Below are 25,782 nucleotides of genomic sequence, written 5' to 3'. Positions count from 1 at the left end.
ACGGGACGCGGTTCCGGCAGAAACCGCGTCCTGCTACCCCCGGATGCCGCCCAAGGCGGCTGGGTCGGGGTATCAAAAGGCAGGCGTATGTCCTGACTTTTGATGGAAATTACGGTATGCCGCAATTTCCTATGAAATGCGCGCTGGGGCGCGGAGGATACAATATGAAAGGACAGTGTGCCATACGTAAGGCGGCAGTGGGTGATGCGGCGGCACTGCTGGATATCTACGCGCCGTATATACGGGATACAGCGGTGACCTTTGAATATACCGTGCCGCCGGCGGCGGAATTTGCCGGTCGGATCGCAGAAACGGCGGCGGTTTACCCGTATCTGGTGCTGGAGAGGGACGGCGTGCCGCAAGGCTACGCCTATGCGCACCGTTTGCGGGAGCGCGCGGCCTTTGACTGGGACGCGGAGCTGTCGGTTTATCTGTCGCCCGCCGTGCAGGGACAGGGCGCGGGAGGCGTGCTTTACCGCTGCCTGATCGACCTGCTGGAACGGCAGGGGGTGTGGCGGCTGTACGGCTGCGTTACGCTGCCCAATGCTGCCAGTGAGCGGCTACATACCGCGCTGGGCTTTGTGCCGGCGGGGGTGTGGCATCGTTCGGGCTGGAAGCATGGCAGGTGGCACGATGTGGGCTGGTTTGAAAAAATGCTCGGCGGTGCACAGGCGCCGCAGCCGATCGTGCCTTTCGGCGCACTGCCGCCGCGGGAGATCGAAGAATGTCTGCAAACCTATACGGAAATGATAAATATGGAGGAATGAACCATGGCACTTCGCAAAATTTTAACGCAGGGTGACGAGCAGCTGCTGAGACGCAGCCGCAAGGTGGAAAAGTTCGACGGCCGCCTGCATACGCTGATCGATGATATGCGGGAAACGCTGGAGCATTCGGGCGGCGTCGGTCTGGCGGCGCCGCAGGTGGGCATCCTGCGCCGCGTGGTTGTTTTACTGGATGTCAACACCGAGCCGGAGGAAATGGTCGAGCTGGTCAATCCGGAAGTGATCGAGCAGCGCGGCGAGGATCGTGTGGTCGAGGGCTGTCTGTCCGTGCCGGGTGTGTACGGCTACGTCACCCGTCCGACATGGGCAAAGATCCGCGCACAGGATCGGAACGGCAACTGGTTCGAGCGGGAGGGCGAGGGCATTGTGGCGCAGTGCTTCTGCCATGAGACCGAGCATCTGGACGGCCATCTGTTTACTGAAAAGGTAGAGGAGTATGTGGACGTGGAGCAGATGCAGGCAGAGGACGGAGACGACGCGGAATGAGACTGGTATTTATGGGCACGCCGGATTTTGCCGTGCCAAGCCTGCAGGCGCTGCTGGATGCGGGGCATGAGATTGCGGCGGTATACACCCAGCCGGATAAGCCGCAGGGACGCAAGCAGATACTGACAGCGCCGCCGGTCAAGGAGTTGGCGCTGCGGCACGATATTCCGGTGTATCAGCCCGGCACCCTGAAAAGTGAAGAGGAGCAGGCGCGCCTGCGCGGTCTTGCACCTGAGGCGATCATTGTGGCGGCATACGGCAAGCTGCTGCCCCGGGCTGTGCTGGAGATCCCGCCGCGCGGCTGCATCAATGTGCACGGTTCGCTGCTGCCGCGCTGGCGCGGGGCGGCGCCTATCCAGTGGGCGGTTATCGCGGGCGACCCGGTGGCGGGCGTGACCACCATGCAGATGGCTGAGGGGCTGGATACGGGCGATATGCTGCTCAAATACGAAACCCCCATCGGCGCACGGGAGACAGCGGGCGAGCTGTTCGACCGGCTGGCGGCGGCGGGTGCAGCGCTTCTGGTGGAAACGCTGGCACAGCTTGATACCATCGTGCCGCAGCCGCAGGAGGAAGCGCAGAGCTGCTATGCCCATATGCTGGATAAGCAGATGGCGGTGATCGACTGGTCGAAGTCTGCCCGCGAGATCGACTGCCTGATCCGTGGGCTGAACCCGTGGCCGGTCGCGCTGACTACGCTGGACGGCGCGCGGCTCAAGGTGTTCGCGGCGGAGGTGGTTTCCGGCAGCGGCGCGGCGGGTGCAGTGCTGGAAAGCGATCCGAAAAAGGGTCTGTTGGTCGCCTGCGGCACGGGTGCGCTGCGCCTGTGCGAGATTCAGCTTGTCGGCGGCAAGCGGATGCGGGACACGGATTTCCTGCGGGGACATAGCGTGGAAAAACAAACTGTTTTGGGTGAATAAAGGAGCGTATCATGCCTTATTTCGGTTACTATGGAATCGATATGTACTATATCGTGCTGGTCGTGCCCTGTCTGTTTCTTGCGTTTTGGGCGCAAGGCAAGGTGAAAAGCACATTCAACCGGTATGCGCAGGTGATGAACCGCCGCGGACTGACTGGCGCACAGGCGGCGGAAGCGGTGCTGCGTCAGAACGGTGTGACCGGCGTGCGCATCGAATGGGTGGCCGGCAAGCTGAATGACCATTTTGACCCGCGCACCAATACCATCCGCCTGTCGAACGCGGTGTATTCTTCCACCTCGGTGGCATCGATCGGCGTAGCGGCGCACGAGGCGGGGCACGCGGTGCAGTATGCGCAGGGGTATTTCCCCATTAAGCTGCGTGCGGCGATTATCCCGGTCACGCAGATCGGCTCGTCGGCGGCGCTGCCGCTGCTGGTGCTCGGCCTGGTGCTCAATTCGGGTATGCTGCTCGATATCGGTATTCTGGCGTTTTCTCTGTCCACCGTGTTCCAGCTGATCACGCTGCCGGTCGAGGTCAACGCCTCTAACCGTGCGCTGACCGCGATCGAGCAGGGCGGTCTGCTGACCGATGAGGAGTACCCCATGGCGAAAAAAACGCTGACCGCTGCGGCAATGACCTATGTGGCCGCTCTGGCGGTATCGCTCGCGCAGCTGCTGCGTGTGCTGCTGATCTTCGGAGGACGGAACCGCGATGATTGAGAAACGACCGCGCACACCGCGGGAAGCTGCGGCATTCACCCTGTTTTCCATGACGGAGGAAGCCGCATGGTCGGACGGTGCACTGCATCACTATCTGGCGCGTGCCGGGCTGACCGGCCGCGATGCGGCACTGGCTTCCCGGCTGGTGTACGGCACGGTGCAAAACCAGATGCTGCTGGATTGGTATCTGCGCCGGTTTTCCAGCGTGCGGCTGGGGAAAATTGCGCCGCGGGTACTGATCTGCCTGCGGATGGGGCTGTATCAGCTGATCCTGCTCGATAAGATCCCCGCCCATGCGGCAGTGGATGAAACCGTGGCGCTGGTGCGGCGGCACTGCCATGCCAACGACCGGACGGTGTCCTTTGTCAACGCGGTGCTGCGCCGGGCGGCACAGGCCGTGCAGGAGGATGCGCTGCCCGCGCTCGACTGTCCGGATAAGGAAAGTTACTACGCACTGCGTTACAGCCATCCGGAATGGCTGGTGCGCCTGTGGTCAAAGCAGTTCGGGCGAAAAATGGCCGAGCGTATCTGTCGGGCGGATAATGCGGATACACCGGTATCCGTGCGCGTCAACACGCTGCGCACCACGCCGGAACAGGCGGCGCAGGAGCTGGAGGCCGCAGGGCTGACCGTTGCGCCGCACCGCGCGTTTGCGGAGATTCTGCTGTGCAGCGGCGGGGACGTGGCGGCGCTGCCTGCATTTGCGGCAGGACGCGTGACCGTGCAGGACGCGGCAAGCGCACTGGCTGCCGCGGCAGCCGATCCCCATCCCGGCGATCGGGTGTTGGACTGCTGCGCGGCACCGGGCGGCAAAAGCTTTGCCATGGCCGAGCGGATGCGGGGCGAGGGGCAGGTGCTGTCCTGCGATATTTACGCGCACAAGCTGGAACGCATCCGCGCGGGAGCCGACCGGATGGGGCTGTCCAATGTGCAGACGGTCTTGCAGGACGCGGCTGCATCCCGTGCAGAGTGGGTGCAGCAGGCAGATGTGGTACTGTGCGATGTGCCCTGCTCCGGACTGGGCATCATCCGCAAAAAGCCCGAGATCCGCTATAAGAACCCGGCGGAGCTGGAAAATCTGTCGGCGCTGCAGGCGAAGATCCTGCGCAACTGCGCGCAGTATGTCCGCCCGGGCGGCACGCTGGTGTATTCTACCTGTACGATTTTGCAGCGGGAAAATGAGGATGTGGTGCGTGCGTTTTTGGCGGAACATACGGATTTTGCGGCTGCGCCGTGGTCGCATCCGGTATGCGGCGCACGGGAGGACGGCATGGTGACGCTGTTGCCGCCGCTGCACGATACGGACGGATTTTTTATTGCAAAACTGCACCGGCGGGCATAACTGCTCTGCCGGTGCAGCAGGCGGGCGGGCGACGGCAATCGGAAGAAAAGGGAGAACGGCATGATCGAAATCAAATCGCTGACCATACAGGAGCTGAAACAGGAAATGACGGAAATGGGCGAAAAGCCCTTCCGTGCGGGACAGATCTTCAAATGGCTCCACGAAGGGGTGGAGTCCTTTGAAGAGATGTCCAACCTGTCCAAAGCGCTGCGCGCCAAGCTGGCGGAGCGCTTTGTGCTGACCGTGCCGCAGGTGGTGCGGCGGCAGGTATCCCAGGTGGACGGCACGGTAAAATACCTGTGGCGGATGCGGGACGGAGACTGCGTGGAGTCGGTTTTGATGCATTATGAACATGGGGTGTCGGTGTGTGTATCCACGCAGGTGGGCTGCCGCATGGGCTGCAAATTCTGTGCATCCGGACAGAACGGTCTGAAGCGCCACCTGTCCGCCGGTGAGATCCTCGACGAGATTCTGTTCATGCAGAAGGACAGCGGCGAGAAGGTTTCCAATATTGTGCTGATGGGCACGGGGGAACCGCTCGATAATTACGATAATGTGCTGAAATTTCTGCATTTGGTCAGCTGCCCGGAGGGAATCAATATTGGCCAGCGTCATATTTCCTTGTCAACCAGTGGAATTGCTGATAAAATAGAGAGGTTAGCAGGGGAGAAATTGCAGATCACCCTGTCCGTATCGCTGCACGCGCCGGACGATGAAACACGCTCCTCGATCATGCCGGTCAACGATGCGTATTCGATCGAACGGCTGATGCAGGCCTGCCGGTATTATTTTGATACGACCGGCCGGCGTATTTCTTACGAGTACATGATGGCGGACGGCAAGACCGACCGCCCGTGGCAGGCGGAAAAGCTGGCAAAGCTGCTGCGCGGGCGGCCGGGGCACGTCAACCTGATTCCGCTGAATGAAGTGGAGGAAAGCCCGCTGCGCCCGTCCCGTCCCGAGGCGGTGCGCCGCTTCCAGCAGGCGCTGGAAAAGCGCGGCATCACGGCCACGGTACGCCGCCGTCTGGGGCCGGATATCGATGCGGCCTGCGGCCAGCTGCGGCGCAGAGAGCTGCAGCGGCAGTGACCGCACGGCGGTGAGATCATATGGGAGAACGGCACAGCCGTTTCTGCCAAAAGTCGGGCGGCGGCGCCTGATTTTGCTGCCTCTGGTTTGAGATACATCCCGTGCTGCCCGCTGCGGTGCAGCGGCGGGGGGGATGGAGCCGGAGGGAACGACTTGGGAGGTGTTTCTATGGAATGGTTCGGTCTGACAGATAAGGGGCGCGTGCGTCCGACCAATCAGGATGTATATCAGATCGAGGTGGAGGAGCAGCACAACACGGCGCTTCTGGTCGTGTGCGACGGCATGGGCGGCGCAAACGCGGGCAATGTGGCCAGCCGCTTTGCTGCGCAGGCATTTGCCGCATCGGTAAAGCCAGCGCTGCAGGACGCACTGGACGAAACGACCCGGCAGGAACGGCTGACACGCGCCCTGCATGAGGCAAATGACACCGTGTTCACACTGGCCGGCCGGCAGCCGGAATTCCGCGGTATGGGCACTACGTTGGTGGCGGCGCTGGTACAGGGTGGCCGGGCCACCATTTTGAATGTGGGCGACAGCCGTGCCTATCTGTTTGACGGCACGCGTCTGCACCAGCTTACCGAGGATCACTCCTATGTGGAGGAGATGCGCCGGCAGGGGCGGATTACCGAGGCGGACGCGCGCACGCATCCGCAGAAAAATCTGATCACCCGCGCGGTCGGTGTGGAGCCGTTTGTCGAGGGCGACCTGTTCGAGGCCACGCTGGCCCCGCATGAGGTGCTGCTGCTCTGCTCGGACGGTCTGACCGGCATGGTGGAGGATGATCGGATCGCGCAGACGCTGCAGTCTGCACAGACGCTTGCGGCGGCGGGCGGCGCGCTGCTTACCCTCGCGCTTGAGGGCGGCGGCCGCGATAATATCACGGTCGCATTATTTACCCGCGGCGAAGAGGAGGCATAAGCACAAATGGATAAATATATCGGCAAGTTGCTCGGCGGCCGGTATGAGATCATCGACGTAGTGGGCGTGGGCGGCATGGCCGTGGTTTACCGCGCGCGCTGTCATGTGCTCAACCGGTATGTCGCCGTTAAGGTGCTGAAGGATGAATACGCCCGCGATCCCGAGATCCGCAAACGGTTTTCGATCGAATCGCAGGCGGTTGCAAAGCTCAGCCACCATAATATTGTGTCGGTTTACGATGTCGGCAACGACAACGGCACGGATTATATCGTGATGGAACTGATCGAAGGTGTGACCCTTAAGGAATATTTGCAGAAAAAGGGACACCTTTCCTGGCAGGAGGCGGTGTTCTTTGCAGAGCAGATCTGCCGTGCGCTGGTGCACGCCCACTCCCGCGGTATCATCCATCAGGACATTAAGCCGCAGAATGTGATCATCCTGCGCGACGGCACCGCAAAGCTGACCGATTTCGGCATTGCATCCTTCGCCACCACGCAGGAGACCCGCGTGGTGCAGGAAGCCATCGGTTCGGTGCACTATATTTCGCCGGAACAGGCGAAGGGCAGCAAGATTGATTACCGCACGGATATTTATTCCCTCGGCGTGGTGCTGTATGAGATGCTGACCGGCAAGCTGCCCTTTGAAGGGGAAACCGCGCTGCAGGTTGTGATGCAGCACCTGAATGCGGTGCCGCTGTCACCCAGCGAGGTGCTGCCCGGTATTCCGCAGGGTCTGGATGAGATCGTGATGCACGCCATGTGTGCCAATATCAGCCGGCGGTATGCTTCGGCGGAAGAGCTGTACGCGGATCTGGAACGCGTGAAGAACAATGCAGCGGCGCATTTTGATTATGCCGGTGCAGCGGATGAAAGCGGCGAAACGCAGGTGATCGGCCGTGAAGTGCAGCGCGCAGCCCGGCGCACAGCCGCGCAGGAGCATGGCGGGCGGGCGCCCGCACCGCGCCGCGAAACTGCGGTGGAGGTGCGCGAGCCGGAAACCTTTTTCGACCGTCTGGCCGAGCGGCCCGGACTGGCTGCGGGCATCGCCGTAGCGGTGGTTGCGGTGATCACACTGGTGGTGGTCGGCATTTTGATGTTTACCGGCGGCAATAATGAGGAAAAACTGGTGATCCCTTCGCTGATCGGCCGCAATATCGATGAAGTGATGGCGGATACCGAGCTGACCGGGCAGTTCACCATCAAGGAGGCGGACGAGCGGAAGGAATCCGATCGGCCGGTGGGAGAAATTTTGGAGCAAACGCCCGAGGAAGAGGAAAAAGCCGTGAAGGGAACCATCATTACGGTGACTGTATCGGCGGGCGGCGACCATGTGAAGGATACCTACAAGGTCGTTGATTTTAAGGGCAAGACGCTGGATTATGTTAAGGCTGCGCTGGATTCGCACGGGATCGTGCTGGAAAGCGTGGAGGAGTTCAGCGATGATGTGGAGGCAGGTCAGGTCATCCGCACCGATCCCGAAGCCGGGGCGGAGCTGGAAAAGGGTGCAAAGCTGACCATATACCTCAGCAAGGGGAAGGAGAAAAAACAGTCTGCCGTTCCCTCGCTGATCGGTCTGACGCAGAGCGCGGCGGAGAAAAAGCTGACGGAGCGCGGGTTTGTACTCGGCTCGGTCGATGCGGTGGAGAACTCTGCGGCGGTCGGTACAGTCGTGTGGCAGTCCGTTGCGGCGGATACCAAGGCGGAGCAAGGCACGGCGGTCAATATTCAGGTTTCCAAGGGCAAGAGCCAGCCGAAGCCGGAGGAACCGGACAGCGGTGACGAGCCGGGCGGAAACGAGCCGCCTGCACCTGCACAAGGCAGTGCGACCATTCCGGTGACGCTGCCGGGCAATACGGATATGGCGCATGTTGTCATTTCGGTAGACGGCGTGGTGCAGCATGATGAAACGCATGATACTGCTTTGGGCAGCATTGCCATTTCGGTGACCGGTACGGCGGGAGAGCATGAGGTGACCGTCAGCGTGGATGGCAGCAGCACCACCCAGACGTATACGTTCAGTTGACAGAAGGGGCGATCATTTGACCGAAGGGATCATTCTCAAAGGGATCGGCGGATTTTATTATGTGGATACGGCAGATGGCTTGATCGAATGTAAGGCGCGCGGCCGGTTTCGCAAAACCGTAGGCAAGCCCATTGTGGGCGACCGCGTTACGCTGGAGATCCAGCCCGAGGACGGTACCGGCTACCTGCTGGATATTGCGCCGCGCAAAAACAGTCTGGTGCGCCCGGCAGTAGCCAATCTGGATCTGCTGGTGGCGGTGGCTTCGGCGGCGCCGCCGGTGACCGACCCGTTTTTGATCGATAAGGTGACGGCAATCGCTGTGCACAAGGGGATCGGCGCACTGGTCGTGATCAACAAGACCGACAGCGATCCCGGTGACGAGCTGTTTGATACCTATTGCCGCAGCGGAATCGATGCGCTGCGCGTCAGCGCACGGACAGGCGAAGGCATTGATGCGCTGCGGGAGCGGCTGCGCGGCCGGGTGGCGGCGTTTGCCGGCAATTCAGGTGTGGGCAAGTCGAGCGTGCTCAACCGCATCGATCCGCAGTTCAGCGCCGAGGTCGGCGCGATCTCCGACCGCATCGGGCGCGGTAAGCATACCACGCGTCACGTGGAGCTGCATCCGATCGGCAACGGCGGCTATATCGCGGATACGCCGGGTTTTTCCTCGTTTGAAACCGAGCAGATGGATCTGGTGCTGGCAGAGGATCTGCAATACGCGTTCCCGGAGTTTGCGCCCTATCTGGGGCAGTGCCGCTTTACCGGCTGCGCACATGTAAAGGAAAAGGGCTGTGCGGTGCGCGCAGCGGTCGAGGCGGGCGAGATTGCGCCCAGCCGGCACGACAGCTATGTGAAACTGTATGAAAGTGTAAAGGATCTGAAGGAATGGGAGCTTTCCAAGGGCGGCACGCGCTGATTTTTGCTGCGGCGCCGGAAACCGAATACGGCTATATCCGTGCGTTTCTGGCGCGGCATCCGGATGCGTTGATCGCCTGTGCGGACGGCGGCCTGCGTCACGCGCGTGTGCTGGGCCTGCACCCGGATTTTATGATATCCGACTGCGATTCCATGCCCGAAACCGAGGGAACCGAGGTTGTCCGTCTGCAGCCGGAAAAGGATGATACGGATACGCAGAGCTGTCTGCGCGAGGTGTTCCGCCGCGGCTGTGCGGAGGCTACGCTGGTCTGTGCGACCGGCGGACGCATCGACCATATGCTGGCCAATCTTTCCCTGCTGGAGGAAGCAGCGGCAATGGGCGGCTGCCTGACTGTGCTCGACCGGCAGAACTGCATTGTTTTGCATGAGGGCGGATGCCAAAAATTCATCATGCCGCCGGAATACACGTATTTTTCGCTCGTGCCGCTGGATGCGGTATTGACCGGCGTGTCAATCGAAAATGCAAAGTATCCGCTGCGGGATGCATCTGTAACCCGGGTGGGGATGATCACAATTTCGAACGAGGCAGCGCCGGGAGCAGAATTTACCGTAACGATCGGCAGCGGACGTGCGCTTGTGATATTTTCGCGGGACGAAAACCGTTCTTTGTGAAAAATCAACACCGGAATCATGGATTCCGGTGTTATTTTTATTTGATATATTTTGCAGTTTTACAAGCGCGGACTTGCAAAAAGCGATCGGAAAGCATATAATAACATCATAGAGAACAAAAGGGAGTGCTGAGCAGTGGCATTGAAACCGATTTCCAAAATTGCAGCGGGGGTGCAGGCGTCTACGACGCTGGCGATCGACTCGCTGTTCAAGCAGATGAAAGCCGAAGGGCAGGATGTGGTCGGCTTTGGCGCGGGCGAGCCGGATTTCCCCACACCGGAGCATATTAAGCAGGCGGGCATCGAAGCGATCGAGAATAACTACACCAAGTATACGCCTGCAGCCGGCCTGATGCAGCTGCGGGAAGCGGCCTGCTACCGGCTGCGGACGGACTTCGGTTTGGAATACGAGCCGACACAGATCGTGGTGGCCTCGGGTGCGAAGCACTCGGTTTATGTGGCGCTGATGACGCTGTGCGATCCGGGGGATGAGGTCGTGATCGCTGCACCGTACTGGGTGAGCTATTCGGAAATGGTGCAGCAGGCAGGCGCGGTACCGGTGATCGTGGCAGCAGGCGAGGAGCAGGATTTTAAGATCACTGCGGCGCAGCTGGATGCTGCCATTACGGAAAAAACCAAGGTGTTCATGCTCAACTCTCCCTGCAATCCGACCGGCATGGTTTACACCCGGGAAGAGCTGGAGGCGATTGCGGAGGTATGCTGCCGCCACAATATTTATGTGATTGCGGATGAGATCTACTGCAATTTGGTGTATGATGATATCGGATTTGTATCCTTTGCCTCGCTGGGTGAGGATGTGAAGGAGCGTACGATCATCGTCAACGGCGTTTCCAAAAGCTATGCGATGACCGGCTGGCGTATCGGATACAGCGCGTCCAATCCGCAGCTTGCCAAGGTGATGAGCAATTACTTGAGCCATTCAACATCGGCGCCGTCCACGGTGTCGCAGCACGCGGCAATCGTGGCGCTGCGCGGCCCGCAGGAGGATATGCAGGTGATGAAGCGGGCGTTCGAGGAGCGGCGCGATCATCTGGTGGAGCGGATGAACCGGATCGAAGGGGTTTCCTGCATCAAGCCGCAGGGTGCGTTTTATGTGATGATGAACATGAAAAAGTTCCTCGGCAAATCGATGTATGGAAAGACAATCCAAAGTGCGGAGGATTTTGCGCAGCTCTTCCTTGAAAAGGGGCTGGTGGCAACCGTGCCGTGCACGGCGTTTGCTGCGCCCGGCTTTGTCCGGTGGAGCTATGCTACCTCGCTGGCCGAGATCGATAAGGGACTTGACCGGTTGGAAGCTTTTATCAAAAATGCATAAAAGAAAAGGAAGGACGGGAGTCCTTCCTTTTTGTTTGCTTCTGGCGGATGCATATTTTGCGTGCAGGTGGCTTGGCCGTTTGAAAACAACAGGGGGATTTCGCTGCCCACAGATGTTTTTTCTCTTGGCGGAAAGCACCCTTTTTCCGGTGCACGGGGAGGTCACCCGCTGTGGCGGGCGGGAACAATGCCGCACGCGCGGCAGGCGCACAAGAGGGGGGGAGCTTCCCCCTCTTGTGAATCACCCCCTTTTTTCCTCGGGCGGCGCACGATTTGCTGCCGCAAATCTCCCTTGACCGGAACCGCTGCGAAAAATACGGGAGCGTTGCGGGAGGCCGGTTCGTGTAGTGGTTGGGGGGAGAAGATTTTCTTTGGCTGATGCATCTATTCCCCCTGGGGTGAGCAGAGGCAGGCTTTGTCCTGTTGGGCAAATGGGTGGAAGCTGTTTTGTGATACCTGCCTTTACGCGCGTAGCGCGTCCTGAAGGAAGGGGAGGAGATTGACAAGAGGAGGGGGAACCATGGGGTTCCCCCTCCTCTTGCCCGCCCGCGCCGCGCAGGCGCACGCATCCCGCCGCCCGCAGGCGGCGAAATCCCCCATGTACTGGGGAGCGTGCGCTTTCCATAAAGAGTATCTCTCTCCGCCTGTAAGGGAAAGTGTAAATTTCGCAAGGCGGAAGTCTATACCGCGCTTCGCCCGCCAAAACAGCGGTGTGCCGGAACAAAATCTTTGTTTATTACGACAGATGTGTGCAGAATCCATGGGTTTTGCTTGAAATACAGGGGGTAGGGTGTTAAACTAAAATAAGACTGTTCAGGGCTGTAATGGTGTGTTTTCAGCCGAAAATGATGATAGAACGGAAAGGATAACGGACATGAACAATGTGTACGAAAGCCCGCTTGCTTCGCGTTACGCCTCGAAGGAGATGCTGTATACCTTCTCGCCGGATATGAAGTTTTCGACCTGGCGCCGCCTGTGGGTATCGCTGGCCAAGGCGGAAATGGCGCTCGGCCTGCCCATCACGCAGGAGCAGGTGGACGAAATGCAGGAGCATATCACGGATATTGATTATGGGGTCGCCCGCGCCCGCGAGAAGGACGTACGCCATGATGTGATGGCGCACGTTTATACCTTCGGCAAGGCGGCGCCCAAGGCAGCCGGCATCATCCATTTGGGTGCAACGAGTGCGTATGTAGGTGACAACACCGATATTATCCAGATCCGGGAGGGTCTGCTGCTGGTGCGCAAAAAGCTGGCGGCGGTGCTCGATCAGCTCGCACAGTTTGCAGAGGCGCACAAGGCGCAGCCGACGCTCGGCTTTACCCATTTCCAGCCCGCGCAGCTGACGACGGTCGGCAAGCGTGCGACGCTGTGGATGAACGAGCTGCTGATGGATTTAAGCGAGGTCGAGTTCCGTATCGACAGCCTGCGTATGCTGGGCAGCAAGGGCACAACGGGCACGCAGGCTTCCTTTATGGAGCTGTTTGACGGCGATGAGGGCAAGGTAAAGGAGCTGGAAGCGCGTATTGCGGCGGATTTCGGCTTTGCGGGCGTTGTGCCGGTATCCGGACAGACCTACTCGCGCAAGATCGACGCGCAGACACTGGCGACCCTGTCCGGCATTGCACAGTCGGCCTCCAAGTTTGCAACCGACCTGCGCCTGCTGCAGCATTTGAAAGAGGTGGAGGAGCCGTTTGAAAAGCACCAGATCGGTTCGTCTGCGATGCCCTACAAGCGCAATCCGATGCGCTCCGAGCGGATCTGCGCGCTGGCGCGTTACGTCATCTGCGACAGCCTAAACCCTGCCTTCACTTCGGCTACGCAGTGGTTTGAGCGCACGCTGGACGATTCTGCCAACAAGCGTATTTCCGTGCCCGAGGCATTCCTTGCGGTGGATGCGATCCTGAACATTATGATCAATGTGGTGTCCGGTCTGGTGGTATACCCCAAGGTGATCGCAGCGCATGTGATGAACGAACTGCCCTTTATGGCGACCGAGAACATTATGATGGACGCGGTCAAGCGCGGCGGTGACCGGCAGGAGCTGCACGAGCGCATCCGTGAGCATTCCATGGCGGCAGGCAAGCGTGTGAAGGAGGATGGTCTGGACAATGACCTGATTGACCGGATCGCCGCCGACCCGCTGTTCGGCATGACGCGCGAACAGATCGTGGAGCATCTTGATCCCAAGGCCTATATTGGCCGCTGTCCCTCACAGGTGGACGAGTTCCTGCGCGAATGCGTCCGTCCGGCGATCACGCCTTATCTGGATGCGGCGGGGATGCAGGTGGAGATCTCCCTGTAATCCGCTGCGGATCGCCCAAAACCGACAGATTTTTATGGATATGACCGCCTTGTGCAAGGTTTGGAGGCGGATTGGTCCTGCGCTGCCGGGCTGCGGATATTGACTTTTTTCGGGCTTCGCGGTATACTATTTTAGTTATGTACAAATATGAAGGAGGCACCTGACATTGAAGAAGAGTGTTATTTCCTTTATCGCTGTCATGCTTGTGATCGTTTTTCTCGGCGTGACTGCGGTAACGGGATTGTATGTGCCGGGCGGCTGGAGCATGCCGTTCCGGGATGCGGCGGCATCGGATACCGCCGGTGAAACCACGCAGACGGACGGGGAAAAGACCGAGGGTGAAACCGCCGAGCAGCCCGCCGGTTTGAAGGCGATCATCCCCAGTGTGATGGATACTGAAAACGGCATTCGTCTGGGGCTGGATCTGGTAGGCGGTTCGCGCATTGTATACGAGGCGCAGACCCCGGAGGGGTATAACCTTGCCGATCTGCCGGGTGATATGCAGACCGCACAGGCCATGATCCGTCAGCGTCTGACCAGCCAGGGCTTTACCGAGGCAACGGTTGCGCTGGCCGGTGATAACCGCATTTCGGTGGAGATCCCGCAGATCACCAATCCGGAAGAAGCGGTGCAGACGCTTGGCTCGACCGCGCAGCTGCTGTTTATGGATATGGACGGCTATACCGCGTATGCGGAGGCGTATCAGGCCGATCCGACGGTGGATGCGGCTAAGTTTGCCCTGCTGACCGGTACGGATGTGGACGGTGCGAGCGCGGAGTACGGCCAGACTTCGGAAACCTCGATGCAGCAGCACTACGTGCAGCTTAAGTTTACGAGCGAAGGCCGCACCAAGTTTGCCGATGCAACGGCGGCGGTTTCGGCGCGTACGGATGGATATAATCAGATCCTGATCGTGATGGACGGACAGATCATTTCTGCGCCCAACGTATCCGAGCGGATCGACAGCGAAACCTGTGTGATCACCGGCAGCTTTGATCAGGCAAGTGCGCAGCAGCTCGCCGGTCTGATCGATGCAGGACAGCTGCCCTTTAACCTCAAGCAGGTCGAGCTGCGCTCGGTCGGCCCGCAGTTGGGTGCGGACGCAATGCGCACCTCGCTGATCGCGGGCGCGATCGGTATTCTGCTGGTTTGCCTGTTTATGCTGATCGTTTACCGCGTACCGGGTCTGGTAGCCTGCATGGCGCTCGGTTTCTATATCGTGATCGAGATGCTGGTGTTCAGTCTGGTACGTGTCAACCTGTCCCTGCCGGGCATCGCAGGTATTATCCTGTCGATCGGTATGGCGGTGGATGCCAACGTGGTTATTTTTGAGCGTATCAAGGAAGAGCTGCGCGCGGGCAAAACGGTCAAGAGTGCGATCGATTCCGGCTTTAAGCGCGCCTTTACCGCGATTCTCGACTCCAACGTGACTACGCTGATCGCCGCAGCAGTGCTGTTCTTCCTTGGCACGGGCACGATCGTGGGCTTTGCGACCACGCTGGGTATCGGCGTTATCATTTCGATGTTCACCGCGCTGACCGTGACCCACTTCCTGCTCAACCGTATGGTGGATTTCCGTGTGCGCAGCCCCAAGGCCTATGGTTTGAACGACCATGCGCTGCGTCCGCGCTTTGCCGTGCTGAAAAAGTTCAAGATTTTCGGCGGCATCTCCACGCTGGTGGTGCTGACCGGTCTGGTTGCCCTGATCCTGCTGCCCTTCGGCAAAAACCTGTTCAACCTGAGCATTGATTTTGCCGGCGGCACGGAGATGGAGTTCAATATGCATCAGACCGTAACGCAGGAGATCCAGACTGAGGTGGCCGACCTGTTTGAGGAGACAACCGGTGTAACGGCATCCTCTGTTACCTCTTCGGGTGACGGCAACGAGCAGGTGCTCATCCGCTCGACGAGCATCGATTCGGAGACCCGTGCCAAGATGATCGAAGCGATGAACGCCAAGTACAGCCTGACCGATCAGGATCTGTACGGCAACGAGGACGTTTCCGCATCGGTGGGCAGCGACCTGCAGCGCGCCGCGGTGCTGTGCGCAGCGGTGGCGATCGTGCTGATGCTGCTGTATATTACCATCCGCTTTGAGCTGACCAGCGGCTTGGCAGCGGTTGTCTGCCTGATGCACGATTTGCTCGTGATGCTGACGGTATATGTGCTGCTGCAGATTCCGCTGGATACCAACTTTATTGCAGCGGCGCTGACCATCTTCGGTTATTCGATCAATGCGTCGATCATCGTGTTCGACCGTGTGCGTGAAAACCTGCACACCGCGCGCAAGGAGACCTTTGAAGAGGTTGCCGAGCGCAGCATCTGGCAGACCATGGGACGCACGATCAACACCTCGCTGACCACGCTGTTTACCGTGGGTATGATCTTTATTCTGGGCGTGCCTTCGCTCAAGCAGTTTACGCTGCCGCTGATCGTCGGCATCGTGGCGGGTGCATGGTCGTCTGTGTTCCTTTCCTCCGGCCTGTGGGCGTTCTTCCGCCGTAAGTTCCGCAAAAAGCGGATCTGACCGCGGGATGGTTTTCCACCCGATCGGAAATAAATAACACAAGCGGGGATACCGGAATGGTATCCCCGTTTTGCAAAGGAGTGTGCGGAATGCGGATCGGCATATCAACCGCGTGCTTTTATCCCCGGCCTGTGGAGGAGATCCTGCCGGTGCTGGCCGGACTGGGCGTGCACGCGATCGAGATTTTTTTCAATACGGAAAGTGAGTTCTCTCCGCGGTTTTATGAGCCGCTCGGGGAGCAGGCGCGGGCATTGGGGCTGGATGTGGTGTCGGTGCATCCCTATACCTCGCTCATGGAAGGGCTGCTGCTGTTTTCCGAGTACCGGCGGCGCACGGAGGATGGGCTGATGCAGTATCAGCGCTATTTGGAATGTGCCGCAGCGCTGGGGGCGCGTTATCTGACCTTTCATGGCGAGCGCGACATGGGGCAGACAGATACGCCGGACCGCTGGAAGCGCAAATGCGAGATTTATCATCGGCTGTGCGGCTTGGCTGCCGCCTGCGGGGTCACATTGGCGCAGGAGAATGTGGCGTGGTGCCGCTCGCGCGATCCGGATTATCTGCGTGCACTGTACCGGGCAGTACCCGCACTGCGCTATACGCTGGATATCAAGCAGGCGCACCGTGCGGGGCGGGATTGGCGCGAATTTGTTGCGGCAGTGGGCGATCGGATCGTAAACGTGCATATCAACGATTTTGCAGAGGGGCAGAGCTGCTTGCTGCCCGGTGCGGGCAGCATGGATTATGCGGATTTTTATGCCGCCCTGCGCGCGGCGGGCTATCACGGGCACACGCTGATCGAGGTATACCGCGCCAATTTCGGCGGGACGGAGGAACTGGCGCATAGTGTGCGCCTGCTATCGCGTTATGCAGCGGTGTGAGGGGATATTTATTTTATAGTATCCCGGTTGACTTGACAGCACAAGGGATGGTATACTAAATCCAGATAGAAGGATCGTTGCTATCCAGACAGCGCCGGCCGCAGGCTCCGGTGATGTGATTTTGCAGGAAATGCGAGGGGAAGCCCGATGAGATGTCCGTTTTGCGGCTATGATGACAGCAAGGTCGTTGATTCCCGGCCGACAGATGAGGGAACGAGTATCCGGCGGCGGCGGGAATGTCTGAAGTGTCTCAAGCGGTTCACCACCTATGAAACGGTTGAGCGGATGCCGCTGATGCTGGTCAAGCGGGATGGGACCCGGCAGGCCTACGACCGGCAGAAGCTGCTGGGCGGCCTGATGAAGGCGTGTGAAAAACGTCCGGTTTCGTTGATCCAGATGGAACAGATCGTGGGCAATGTAGAGCAGAAGGTGTTCGGCACACTGGAAAACGAGGTGTCCAGCAAGGTGATCGGTGAGCTGGTTATGGAGCAGCTCCGCCGTGTGGATGAAGTTGCCTATGTGCGTTTTGCATCGGTGTATCGCCAGTTCAAGGATATCAACACCTTTATGGAAGAATTGAATACGCTGCTGAAGGATAAGTAGGCGGCAGGATGCAAGCGCCCCCAAAGCTGCGGCTTTGGGGGCGTCCGAGACTGTCGAAAAACTTGCGTTTTTCCGACAACCTGTGTTTGGACTGCGCCAAACACGGACGAGAAAAGTTCCTGTATCGAAACTTTTTCTCTCTCAAAGTATAAAAGCTGAGGTACACGCCCCCAGCTTTTATGCATTTGCGTTGCAAATGCTGTTTGATGCGCGCTGCCGCGCGTATTGTGGCCATCTACATCGGCAAAAGACTGTTTCGACAGGCTAAGCGCCCCCCAAAGCTGCGGCTTTGGGGGCGCTTGGTTTTCTAAATCAGGCAAGCAGGAGCGGGGCATTGGCCGTGCGGGGAAAAGTTATCCGAATTGTCGGATCGCGCCGTACATCTCCGGACGGCGGTCGCGGAATACCCCCCAGCTGCGGCGCAGCTCGCGGATCTCGTCTAAATCAAAGGTGTGCGTCAGGATGCAGGCATTGTCGCGGTCAGCCTGCTCGACCAACGCACCGGTCTCATCCGCGATGAAGGAAGAGCCGTAAAAGGTCAGTGCGGAGGACTGCTGCAAATTTTCCTCGCTGGGCAGGACGGTTTCTGTGCCGATGCGGTTGGCGGCGATCAGCGGCATGATATTGGCCGCCGCATGTCCCTGCATGCAGCGCCGCCAGTGCGGCATGGAATCACAGTCCAGAATCGGCTCCGAGCCGATGGCGGTTGGGTAGAACAGCAGCTCGGCGCCCATCAGCGCCATGCAGCGGGCGGATTCCGGGAACCACTGGTCCCAGCAGATGCCTACGCCGATTTTGGCGTAAGCTGTGTCCCACACGCGGAAACCGGTATCGCCCGGTGTAAAATAGAACTTTTCCTGATAGAGCTGGTCATCCGGGATATGGGTCTTGCGGTACTGGCCGAGTACCGAGCCATCCGCATCAATGATGGCGACGGTGTTGAAGGTCGTGTTGCCCGCGCGCTCATAGTAGCTGACCGGCAGCACCACACGGAAATCCCGTGCGACCTTGCGCAGCGTGTTGACGGCGGGATTTTCCTCCAGCGTGGTGGCTAAATGATAGTTTTCATAGGTTTTTTCCTGACAGAAATACCAGTTTTCAAACAATTCCGGCAGCAGGATGATCTGTGCGCCCTGTGCGGCTGCCTCCTGCACTTTTTCCACCGCGTCCTCCAGCCCGTAGGTCATCTGGATCGCGGCAACGGTTACTTTGCTCATATATGGCTCTCCTTTTGATGTGGTGTATTATGCCCGCGGGATCTGCTGGGTGATGCAGTGGATGTTGCCGCCGCCGATCAGGATATCCCGCGCGGGAATGGAAACTACCTTGCGTGTGGGGAACAGGCTCTGCAAAATGGCCTGTGCTTTTTCGTCCATCGGATCGCCGAAGGCGGGCATCACGACCGCACCGTTAGCGATGTAAAAATTGACATAGCTGGCCGCCAGCCGTTCGCCCGGGGTGCGGGTCGCCTCGCCGTCGCACAGATCCAGACCGCGGCACTCCTCTTCGGTGATGGTGACCGGAGCGGGCAGCGGCAGCTTGTGCACGCGGATGCGGCGGCCTTGCGCGTCCGTCGCCGCTTCCAGCGCGTCCAGACTGGCCTTGGACAGCGCATACTGCGGGTCGTTTGCGTCATCCGTCCACGCCAGCACGACCTCGCCCGGCGCGGTGAAGGCGCAGACGTTGTCCACATGTTCATTGGTTTCGTCATTGTAAATGCCGCGCGGCAGCCAGATCACCTTGGAAACACCGAGATAGGCGCATAGCGTCTGCTCGATCTCCTTCCGGCTGAGGGCAGGGTTGCGCCCCGCGGACAACAGGCACGCTTCGGTGACGAGCGCGGTGCCCTCGCCGTCCACATGGATGGAGCCGCCCTCGCAGATAAAATCACGCTTGTTGTACACGTCGTTTTCCAACAGATCGCAGAATTTACGCGCCACGCGGTTGTCGCGCTCCCAACTGGGATACAGACCGTCCACCGTGCCGCCCCACGCGTTGAAGCCCCAGTCGATGCCGCGGCGGCCGCCGCAGCTGTCGATGACAAAGGTCGGGCCGACGTCGCGCGCCCATGCGTCGTCCGTTGCCATTACGACCAACCGAACCCGATCGGGCAGTTGGGCGCGGGCGTTGTCGTATTGGTTTTCCGAGCAGAGCACGGTCATCTTTTCACTTTCGCTGATCACTTCGATCACGCGGATAAAGGCGCGCCGCGCCGCATAAGCGCCGTACTGCCAGGAGTCTGCCCGCTCAGGCCAGATCATCAGGCATCCCTCATGCGGGGCGAATTCCGCAGGCATGAAAAAGCCGTCCTGCGCGGGCGTAGTGTGTAATATTTTCATGGTAAACCTCTCTCTGTCCGTTCTCCCTATAAGGGTACAACATTTTGTCCGAACTTGCAACGCTTTCCCGGATATGTTACACTGAATACACTAAGCCTACACAAATTTTGATGCTGATTCGCAGGAGGAGACCTATGTCCTACATACCCTATCCCCAGATGTATGGTTACGGCTATTATCAGCCGTTTTTTTCGCTTGTGCTGCCGGTTTTGGCGGCGGTCATAGCAATCGCAGGCGGCCTTGCACTGTATTTTCTGTTTGTGCGCCGCCCCAACACGTTTCAGGGTACGGCAGCGGGGCTGCATGATGCGCTGACCTTCCGTGTGTTTTACACCGAGCGCCTGCTGCGCGTGCTGTACTGCATCACCGTGGCTGCACTGACGGTTTACAGCGTGTTCCTGCTGTTTTCCAATGTGTTTGCGGCGCTGGCGCTGCTGATCATCGGCAATGTGCTGGCACGCATCATATTTGAATTTGCGCTGCTGCTGCTTGTGTTGTGCCGCAATACGCAGGAGATCAACCGCAAGCTGGGGCAGCAGGCTGCACCGCAGGCGCCGGCGGACGATCCGCAGGACCGGACGTGCGAACAGGGTTCGGATACACCTTGACGGAAACGGGGCGATATTGCCAAATCCCGGCGGGCATGATAAAATAAATACAATATCCCGCCGTATGAAAGGAGACTGCGCTGTATGAAAATACAGGAAAGCGCGGAAAATTATCTGGAAGCGATTTTCGTTTTGCTGCAGCAGAACGGTCAGGTGCGCTCGATCGACGTGGCGCATTATACCGGCTTTTCCAAGCCCAGCATCAGCCGGGCGGTTGGTCTGCTGCGGGATAACGGTTATGTTTCGATCGATCAGAACGGTCTGCTCGGCCTGACGGAAGCCGGGCTGCGCATTGCAGAAACCATTTATGAACGCCACACCGTGCTGACCGATCTGCTCACCCGTTTGGGGGTAACACCCGAGATCGCGGCGGAGGATGCCTGCCGCATCGAGCACGTCATCAGCGCGGAAACATTTGCAAAGCTTAAGGAGCATCTGCACCGTCATGCCGGTGCGTGACCGCAACGGCGGCATAGCTGCTCCGGCATCTGCTGCGGCCGGCCGAATGGCCGGCTTTTTTGTTACACAGAGGAGGGGGTACCCATGGCGCTTTCGCAGGAACGTTTGCCCAACGGCTTGATCCTGTATCAGGATGACGCCTATTTTAAGTTGGGACAGGACAGCGTGCTGCTGTCTGCTTTTGCACGACCGCGCCGTAATGCCCGTGTGCTCGATTTGGGCTGCGGTACCGGGGCGCTGGCGCTGCTGCTGTGGCGTGCCGATTTGCAGATTACCGGGCTGGAGCTGCAGGAGGGCGCGCTCGCGCTGTTCCACCGTTCGATTGCGGAAAATCGGTTGGAGATGACCGCCCTGCATGGGGATCTGCGGGATATCCGCACCTATCTGCCGCATGGCAGCATGGATTACGTGATCTGTAACCCGCCGTATTTCGACCGGAACGCCGGAAAAAGTGCGGAAGCTGCCGCGCACCGCACTGCGCGGCAGGATGTTTGCTGCACGGTGGAGGAAGTAGCGGTCGCGGCCTCGTTTGTGCTGCATACAGGCGGCAAGGCGGCGTTTGTTTTTCGCCCTGAACGGCTGCTGACGCTGATCGAAGCGCTGCGCCGCGTGCGCTTGGTTCCCAAGCGGCTGCGGTTTGTCCATCAGGAAGTATCCGCTGCGCCCAGTGCGGTACTGGTCGAGTGCCGCAAGGGCGGCAGTGCCGAAGGGCTGACGGTGGAAGCGCCGCTGCTGATTGGCAGCGCAGAGTATGATAAAATATACGGAAAATAATTTTTATAAGGAATATTACAATGAGTAATGCCATATTATATCTGGTCGCCACGCCGATCGGCAACCTCGGTGATCTGTCGCCCCGTGCACGCGAGATTTTAAGCACGGTGGATTTCATCGCAGCGGAGGATACCCGGGTGACGCAAAAGCTGCTGAACGCCTGTGCGCTGCCCAAAAAGCCGTTGGTCTCCTATTATGAGCACAACCGCCGTGCGCGCGGGGAGGTCGTGCTGGCGCGCCTGCTCGAAGGGGAAAGCTGTGCGCTGGTCACGGATGCGGGCACGCCCGCCGTGTCCGACCCCGGCGAGGATCTGGTCGCCTTGTGTGCGGCGCATGATATTCCGGTCATTCCGGTGCCGGGCTGCTGTGCGGCAGTCTGCGCGCTGGCGGCATCCGGCCTGCCGACCGGGCGCTGGTGCTTTGAAGGCTTCCTTTCGGTCAACAAAAAGGCGCGGCGGGAGCATCTGGATGCGCTGCGGGAGGAAAAACGCACCATGATTTTTTATGAAGCGCCCCACAAACTGTGCGCCACGCTGCGTGATTTGCAGGAGACCTTCGGCGGCGACCGCCGCTTGTCGCTGTCGCGCGAGCTGACCAAGCTGCATGAGGAAACCCTGCGGATGACATTGGCAGAAGCTGCGGCGTATTTCGATGCGCATCCGCCGCGCGGGGAGTTTGTACTGATCGTGGAGGGTGCGCCCGACGCGCCGGTGACCGAGCAGGATGAGGCTGTCCGTCTGGCCGCGGCAGCAGAGGAGGTGCGCCGCCGCATGGAGGGCGGACAGACCCGGAAGGACGCGGTGAAGGCGGTATCTGCGGCATGCGGCGTCAAACGCAACGCCCTGTACCGGTATGTGCTGGAGCAGGAGGCGTGAGCGCTCCTCCAAATGTCCCCGGACTGTTCACAAAACCGTCAAACAGCGCGGGTATACTGAACATATCGATTGATAAGGTGGGATTGTTATGTCAACCATTCTGATTGCGGATGATGAAGCGCGTATCCGCCGTCTGGTCGGTGATTTTCTTAAGCGGGACGGTCACAGCATTGTGGAGGCGGCGGATGGGAAAGAGGCGCTTTCCATCATCGAAAACCGCCGTCCGAGTTTGGATCTGGCAATTTTGGATGTGATGATGCCCGGCATGGATGGGTTTGGGGTACTGCGTGAGCTGCGCGCACAGGAGCGTGGCGATGCGCATCTGCCTGTGATGCTGCTGACCGCGCGCGCGGAGGATACCGATCAGGTGCGCGGGCTGGAAGAGGGCGCGGATGATTATGTGACCAAGCCGTTTTCGCCCATCGTGCTGGCGGCACGGGTGCGCACGCTGCTCAAGCGGGAGGGGCGTGCGGCTGCACCGGTTGAGCAGATCGGCCTGCTGACCATCAACGAGCTGCGCCGTGAGGTGCTGGTGGACAACCGCTCTGTTGAGCTGACGCCCAAGGAATATGAGCTGCTGATCTACTTTAAGAATAACCGCTCGATCGCGCTCTCACGCGAGAGCATTTTGAATGCTGTGTGGGGATATGATTATTTCGGCGATCTGCGCACGGTGGATACCCATGTGAAAAAGCTGCGCGCCAAGCTGGGCGGCTGCGGCACCATGATCGAGACCGTGCGCGGCTACGGCTACCGCTTTGAAGGATGAAGCACACGCGGCGGTCGATCCGTTTCCGGTTTTTTGCTGCGATCAGCACAGTAGCGCTGGTCTTTATCGGTGTGCTGTTTTTGCTGAATCTGTTTTTTTATGATGATTATTATATGGCTACGCGCCGCAATGAGCTGGGGGATGCTTACAATACGATCCGCAGCAGCTACGGCGGGGATGTGAACAAGATTGCTGCCGTGCTGGATAGCTATGAGAGCCAGACCGCGATCCGTTTGGCTATTGTTGCATCGGACGGCACAGTGCTGTATTCGTCCTTCCTTGCGGGGGATGCCGACCGGCAGGACAGCAGTGATCCGAGTTTTCATCTGCCGGATTTTGACCTTCTGGAGCAGCAGCGGCGCGGCTATGCCGTATTGCAGTCGATCGCGCAGAACCTCAGCCGTGAAACGCTGGCACGGCGCGGTTACCAGTTTTTGAATATTTCCCTATGGGATAATGACCAATACCTTTGTTTGGCGGGCACGATGGACAGCAGCATGCGGCACTATCTGTTCGCCTATATGCCGCATGCCTATATTCAGCAGAATTCCTCGCTGAATTTGACGTTTCTGCTGATTGCGGGCGGCTGTGCACTGCTGATCTGCCTGCTGCTGGGTTATGCGATCTCGCGGCAGTTTACGCGGCCGCTGATTGCAATGGCGAGCGTGGCCGACCGTATGAGCGAGCTGGATTTTTCCACCCAGTATGCGGATGGAGGGGAGCATGCCGGGGACGAGATCGACCAGCTCGGGCAATCGCTCAACCGCCTTTCCGCCTATCTGGAGCAGACCATTGGCGAGCTGCAGCAGTCCAACGAGCAGCTTGCGCAGGAGATCCGGGAAAAGGAACGCATTGACAGTATGCGGCGCGAATTCATTGTCAACGTATCGCATGAGCTGAAAACCCCGATCGCGCTTATTCAGGGATATGCGGAGGGGCTGACCGCCGGTGTGGCGGATGATCCTGCGGACCGCAAGTATTATTGTGATACGATTGCAGATGAAGCTGACCATATGAATAAGCTGGTCATGCAGCTGCTCAGTCTGTCCAAGCTGGAGCTGGGCGCAGAGCAGTTGTATTATGAAGATATTGATTTGCATGCGCTGTGCGCAGAAGCGGTCCGTAAGACGGCTGTGCTGCGCGAAGGCCGCGGCTTGACCGTGGAATATGCGGACACCCATGTTTCGATCCATACGGATGGGGATCTGCTCGATCAGGTGTTGATGAATTATCTGTCCAATGCGATCCGCTATACGGCGGACGGCGGACAGATCCGTATCTCGGCTGCGCTGCGCGGCGGGCGGGTGCGGCTGACGGTGTTCAACCAAGGCAGCGGCCTGCCTGAGGAAGAATTGCCGAAAATATGGGAAAAGTTTTACCGCACCGACCGCGCCCGTACCCGCGAAGCGGGCGGCACGGGGATCGGCCTTTCACTGGTGCGCGCGATTGCGGATACTCTGCACGGTACCTGCGGTGCGGAAAATGTGGCAGGCGGTATTGCTTTCTGGCTGGAACTGCCCGTGGATGCCGTCAATACGCGTTCTGCGCAGATACAGTGAATTTGTCGAATGTTTTTGGGGACAAAGGGTTGACACATCTGTAAAACCGTGGTATAGTATATAAGCACCTTACGAGAGGGCGTATATCGCGGGGTAGAGCAGTTGGTAGCTCGTCGGGCTCATAACCCGGAGGTCGTTGGTTCAAGTCCAGCCCCCGCAACCATTAAAAAGCACTGATTTCATTTGAAATCAGTGCTTTTCTTTACTCTTTTTATTGGACAAGGGGGGAAGCTTATCGCCACACGGGCGCAAGCTTGCTGAGCTGCCGGATGCGGGTGGTGCACAGCTCGCCATAATATTTCAGGTAAGATTTTTTCTGTTGACGCTGCAAAACTTGCTGTTGCTGGAAATCTTTCCATTTCGCACATGTTTTGTGGCAATCCGGTGTATAATTGGAACAAGTTTGCCGGCATGGAAGCATAGCAGAACACCTCTTTTTCTTGATGATTCCAGTATAATCAAAACAGGCGTATCTGTCTTCCGCAGTCAGGTAAAATTTATGATAAGTTTGAATGCATCGAGGAAGTTTCAACGTTTTTTGCTGTAGGGCATGTTGGGATGAATGGAAATGATAGTTGGCTTGTTGAATAACATGAAACCCTCCGGTTTATTGTGAAACTGAACTGCCCCAGATTGTGCGGACAGTACAAAAAAGAGCCCCTGGTAGGAAATATTGAGTTCTAAGTGGAGAGGCGTCGCGCCAGCGGCGCCTCTCCGGTTTTTAACTGGATGCGCTCATGGTTGTAAAAACAGATATAGCGGTCAATCATTTCGTTTGCTTCAGCAAAGGTAGCTGGTTTGTGTCGGTAAATACACTCTGTTTTGAGGATAGAGAAGAAATTTTCCGCCATGGCATTATCATAAGGATTTCCTTTCCTTGACATAGACGGTGTAATGCCGTATTGTTTAGTTAGCTGGAA

At 58.7% G+C, this 25,782-nt stretch carries 24 protein-coding genes and 1 tRNA gene; 22 read left to right on the top strand and 3 right to left on the bottom strand.

Annotated features, from left to right (window positions below; translation table 11 throughout):
- The first annotated feature begins 164 nt into the window (after positions 1–164).
- The 15 genes from T363_RS0104040 (at position 165) to nrdR (ending at position 17,479) form a co-directional block, all read left to right on the top strand.
- Positions 165–767 carry a GNAT family N-acetyltransferase gene (locus tag T363_RS0104040; protein WP_051643079.1) on the top strand — a complete coding sequence of 201 codons (603 nt, stop codon included), beginning with the start codon at positions 165–167 and terminating at the stop codon, positions 765–767.
- Positions 768–770: 3 nt separating this feature from the next.
- Positions 771–1,271 (top strand): peptide deformylase, encoded by a 501-nt coding sequence (gene def, locus T363_RS0104035; RefSeq protein WP_031473486.1) that lies wholly within the window; start codon positions 771–773, stop codon positions 1,269–1,271.
- On the top strand, positions 1,268–2,191 hold the full coding sequence (gene fmt, locus T363_RS0104030) for a methionyl-tRNA formyltransferase (protein WP_031473484.1): 924 nt from the start codon (positions 1,268–1,270) through the stop codon (positions 2,189–2,191). Before def ends, fmt begins: the two co-directional genes overlap by 4 nt.
- A gap of 11 nt (positions 2,192–2,202) precedes the next feature.
- Complete coding sequence (locus T363_RS0104025; RefSeq protein ID WP_031473482.1) at positions 2,203–2,910, top strand: zinc metallopeptidase; 708 nt, start codon at positions 2,203–2,205, stop codon at positions 2,908–2,910.
- On the top strand, positions 2,903–4,252 hold the full coding sequence (rsmB, locus tag T363_RS0104020) for a 16S rRNA (cytosine(967)-C(5))-methyltransferase RsmB (RefSeq protein WP_031473480.1): 1,350 nt from the start codon (positions 2,903–2,905) through the stop codon (positions 4,250–4,252). The genes T363_RS0104025 and rsmB overlap by 8 nt, the downstream gene beginning before the upstream one ends.
- A 60-nt stretch (positions 4,253–4,312) precedes the next feature.
- Positions 4,313–5,341 (top strand): dual-specificity RNA methyltransferase RlmN, encoded by a 1,029-nt coding sequence (gene rlmN, locus T363_RS0104015; protein ID WP_031473478.1) that lies wholly within the window; start codon positions 4,313–4,315, stop codon positions 5,339–5,341.
- Positions 5,342–5,509: 168 nt separating this feature from the next.
- Positions 5,510–6,259 carry a Stp1/IreP family PP2C-type Ser/Thr phosphatase gene (locus T363_RS0104010; protein WP_031473476.1) on the top strand — a complete coding sequence of 250 codons (750 nt, stop codon included), beginning with the start codon at positions 5,510–5,512 and terminating at the stop codon, positions 6,257–6,259.
- A 6-nt stretch (positions 6,260–6,265) separates the two neighbouring features.
- The gene (gene pknB, locus T363_RS0104005) at positions 6,266–8,281 is read left to right on the top strand and encodes a Stk1 family PASTA domain-containing Ser/Thr kinase (protein WP_031473474.1); all 2,016 of its coding nucleotides are present in this window, start codon (positions 6,266–6,268) and stop codon (positions 8,279–8,281) included.
- Between the two features lie 16 nt (positions 8,282–8,297).
- Positions 8,298–9,197: a ribosome small subunit-dependent GTPase A gene (rsgA, locus tag T363_RS0104000; protein WP_031473472.1), complete on the top strand. Its 900-nt coding sequence runs from the start codon at positions 8,298–8,300 to the stop codon at positions 9,195–9,197.
- Positions 9,167–9,829, top strand: a complete 663-nt coding sequence (locus T363_RS0103995; protein ID WP_051643077.1) for a thiamine diphosphokinase — start codon at positions 9,167–9,169, stop codon at positions 9,827–9,829. Before rsgA ends, T363_RS0103995 begins: the two co-directional genes overlap by 31 nt.
- A gap of 141 nt (positions 9,830–9,970) precedes the next feature.
- Positions 9,971–11,164 (top strand): pyridoxal phosphate-dependent aminotransferase, encoded by a 1,194-nt coding sequence (locus T363_RS0103990; RefSeq protein ID WP_031473468.1) that lies wholly within the window; start codon positions 9,971–9,973, stop codon positions 11,162–11,164.
- 873 nt (positions 11,165–12,037) lie between these two features.
- Positions 12,038–13,468: an adenylosuccinate lyase gene (gene purB / locus T363_RS0103980; protein WP_031473464.1), complete on the top strand. Its 1,431-nt coding sequence runs from the start codon at positions 12,038–12,040 to the stop codon at positions 13,466–13,468.
- A 166-nt stretch (positions 13,469–13,634) separates the two neighbouring features.
- Positions 13,635–15,995: a protein translocase subunit SecDF gene (locus tag T363_RS0103975; protein WP_051643076.1), complete on the top strand. Its 2,361-nt coding sequence runs from the start codon at positions 13,635–13,637 to the stop codon at positions 15,993–15,995.
- Positions 15,996–16,084: 89 nt separating this feature from the next.
- Positions 16,085–16,876 carry a sugar phosphate isomerase/epimerase family protein gene (locus T363_RS0103970; RefSeq protein WP_031473460.1) on the top strand — a complete coding sequence of 264 codons (792 nt, stop codon included), beginning with the start codon at positions 16,085–16,087 and terminating at the stop codon, positions 16,874–16,876.
- Positions 16,877–17,023: 147 nt separating this feature from the next.
- Positions 17,024–17,479, top strand: a complete 456-nt coding sequence (gene nrdR, locus T363_RS0103965) for a transcriptional regulator NrdR (RefSeq protein WP_031473458.1) — start codon at positions 17,024–17,026, stop codon at positions 17,477–17,479.
- 353 nt (positions 17,480–17,832) lie between these two features.
- Here nrdR and aguB read toward each other — a convergent pair whose 3' ends face one another.
- A complete protein-coding gene (aguB, locus tag T363_RS0103960) occupies positions 17,833–18,696 on the bottom strand; it encodes an N-carbamoylputrescine amidase (protein WP_031473456.1) in 864 nt (287 codons plus the stop codon).
- Positions 18,697–18,723: 27 nt separating this feature from the next.
- Positions 18,724–19,818 carry an agmatine deiminase gene (gene aguA / locus T363_RS0103955; protein WP_031473454.1) on the bottom strand — a complete coding sequence of 365 codons (1,095 nt, stop codon included), beginning with the start codon at positions 19,816–19,818 and terminating at the stop codon, positions 18,724–18,726.
- A gap of 134 nt (positions 19,819–19,952) precedes the next feature.
- Between aguA and T363_RS0103950 the strand changes: the two genes are divergently transcribed.
- From T363_RS0103950 to T363_RS0103920, 7 genes are all read left to right on the top strand, one after another.
- Positions 19,953–20,426: a hypothetical protein gene (locus tag T363_RS0103950; RefSeq protein WP_031473452.1), complete on the top strand. Its 474-nt coding sequence runs from the start codon at positions 19,953–19,955 to the stop codon at positions 20,424–20,426.
- Positions 20,427–20,510: 84 nt separating this feature from the next.
- Positions 20,511–20,885 (top strand): metal-dependent transcriptional regulator, encoded by a 375-nt coding sequence (locus T363_RS0103945; RefSeq protein WP_031473450.1) that lies wholly within the window; start codon positions 20,511–20,513, stop codon positions 20,883–20,885.
- Positions 20,886–20,969: 84 nt separating this feature from the next.
- Positions 20,970–21,659 carry a tRNA1(Val) (adenine(37)-N6)-methyltransferase gene (locus tag T363_RS0103940; protein WP_051643075.1) on the top strand — a complete coding sequence of 230 codons (690 nt, stop codon included), beginning with the start codon at positions 20,970–20,972 and terminating at the stop codon, positions 21,657–21,659.
- Between the two features lie 20 nt (positions 21,660–21,679).
- Positions 21,680–22,534: a 16S rRNA (cytidine(1402)-2'-O)-methyltransferase gene (gene rsmI / locus T363_RS0103935; protein ID WP_031473446.1), complete on the top strand. Its 855-nt coding sequence runs from the start codon at positions 21,680–21,682 to the stop codon at positions 22,532–22,534.
- Positions 22,535–22,622: 88 nt separating this feature from the next.
- Positions 22,623–23,303, top strand: a complete 681-nt coding sequence (locus tag T363_RS0103930; RefSeq protein WP_031473444.1) for a response regulator transcription factor — start codon at positions 22,623–22,625, stop codon at positions 23,301–23,303.
- Positions 23,300–24,862, top strand: a complete 1,563-nt coding sequence (locus tag T363_RS0103925; RefSeq protein ID WP_051643074.1) for a sensor histidine kinase — start codon at positions 23,300–23,302, stop codon at positions 24,860–24,862. Before T363_RS0103930 ends, T363_RS0103925 begins: the two co-directional genes overlap by 4 nt.
- Positions 24,863–24,949: 87 nt before the next feature.
- A tRNA-Met gene (locus T363_RS0103920) sits at positions 24,950–25,025 on the top strand.
- 517 nt (positions 25,026–25,542) lie between these two features.
- Here T363_RS0103920 and T363_RS0103910 read toward each other — a convergent pair.
- Positions 25,543–25,782: integrase core domain-containing protein (locus T363_RS0103910; protein WP_031473438.1), on the bottom strand; the 240-nt coding region annotated here is incomplete at its 5' end.

The sequence above is a fragment of the Agathobaculum desmolans ATCC 43058 genome (assembly GCF_000701665.1).
Taxonomy (GTDB): Bacteria; Bacillota; Clostridia; order Oscillospirales; family Butyricicoccaceae; genus Agathobaculum; species Agathobaculum desmolans.
Note: the sequence above shows the minus strand (reverse complement) of the source record. Positions and strands in the feature narration are given on the sequence as shown.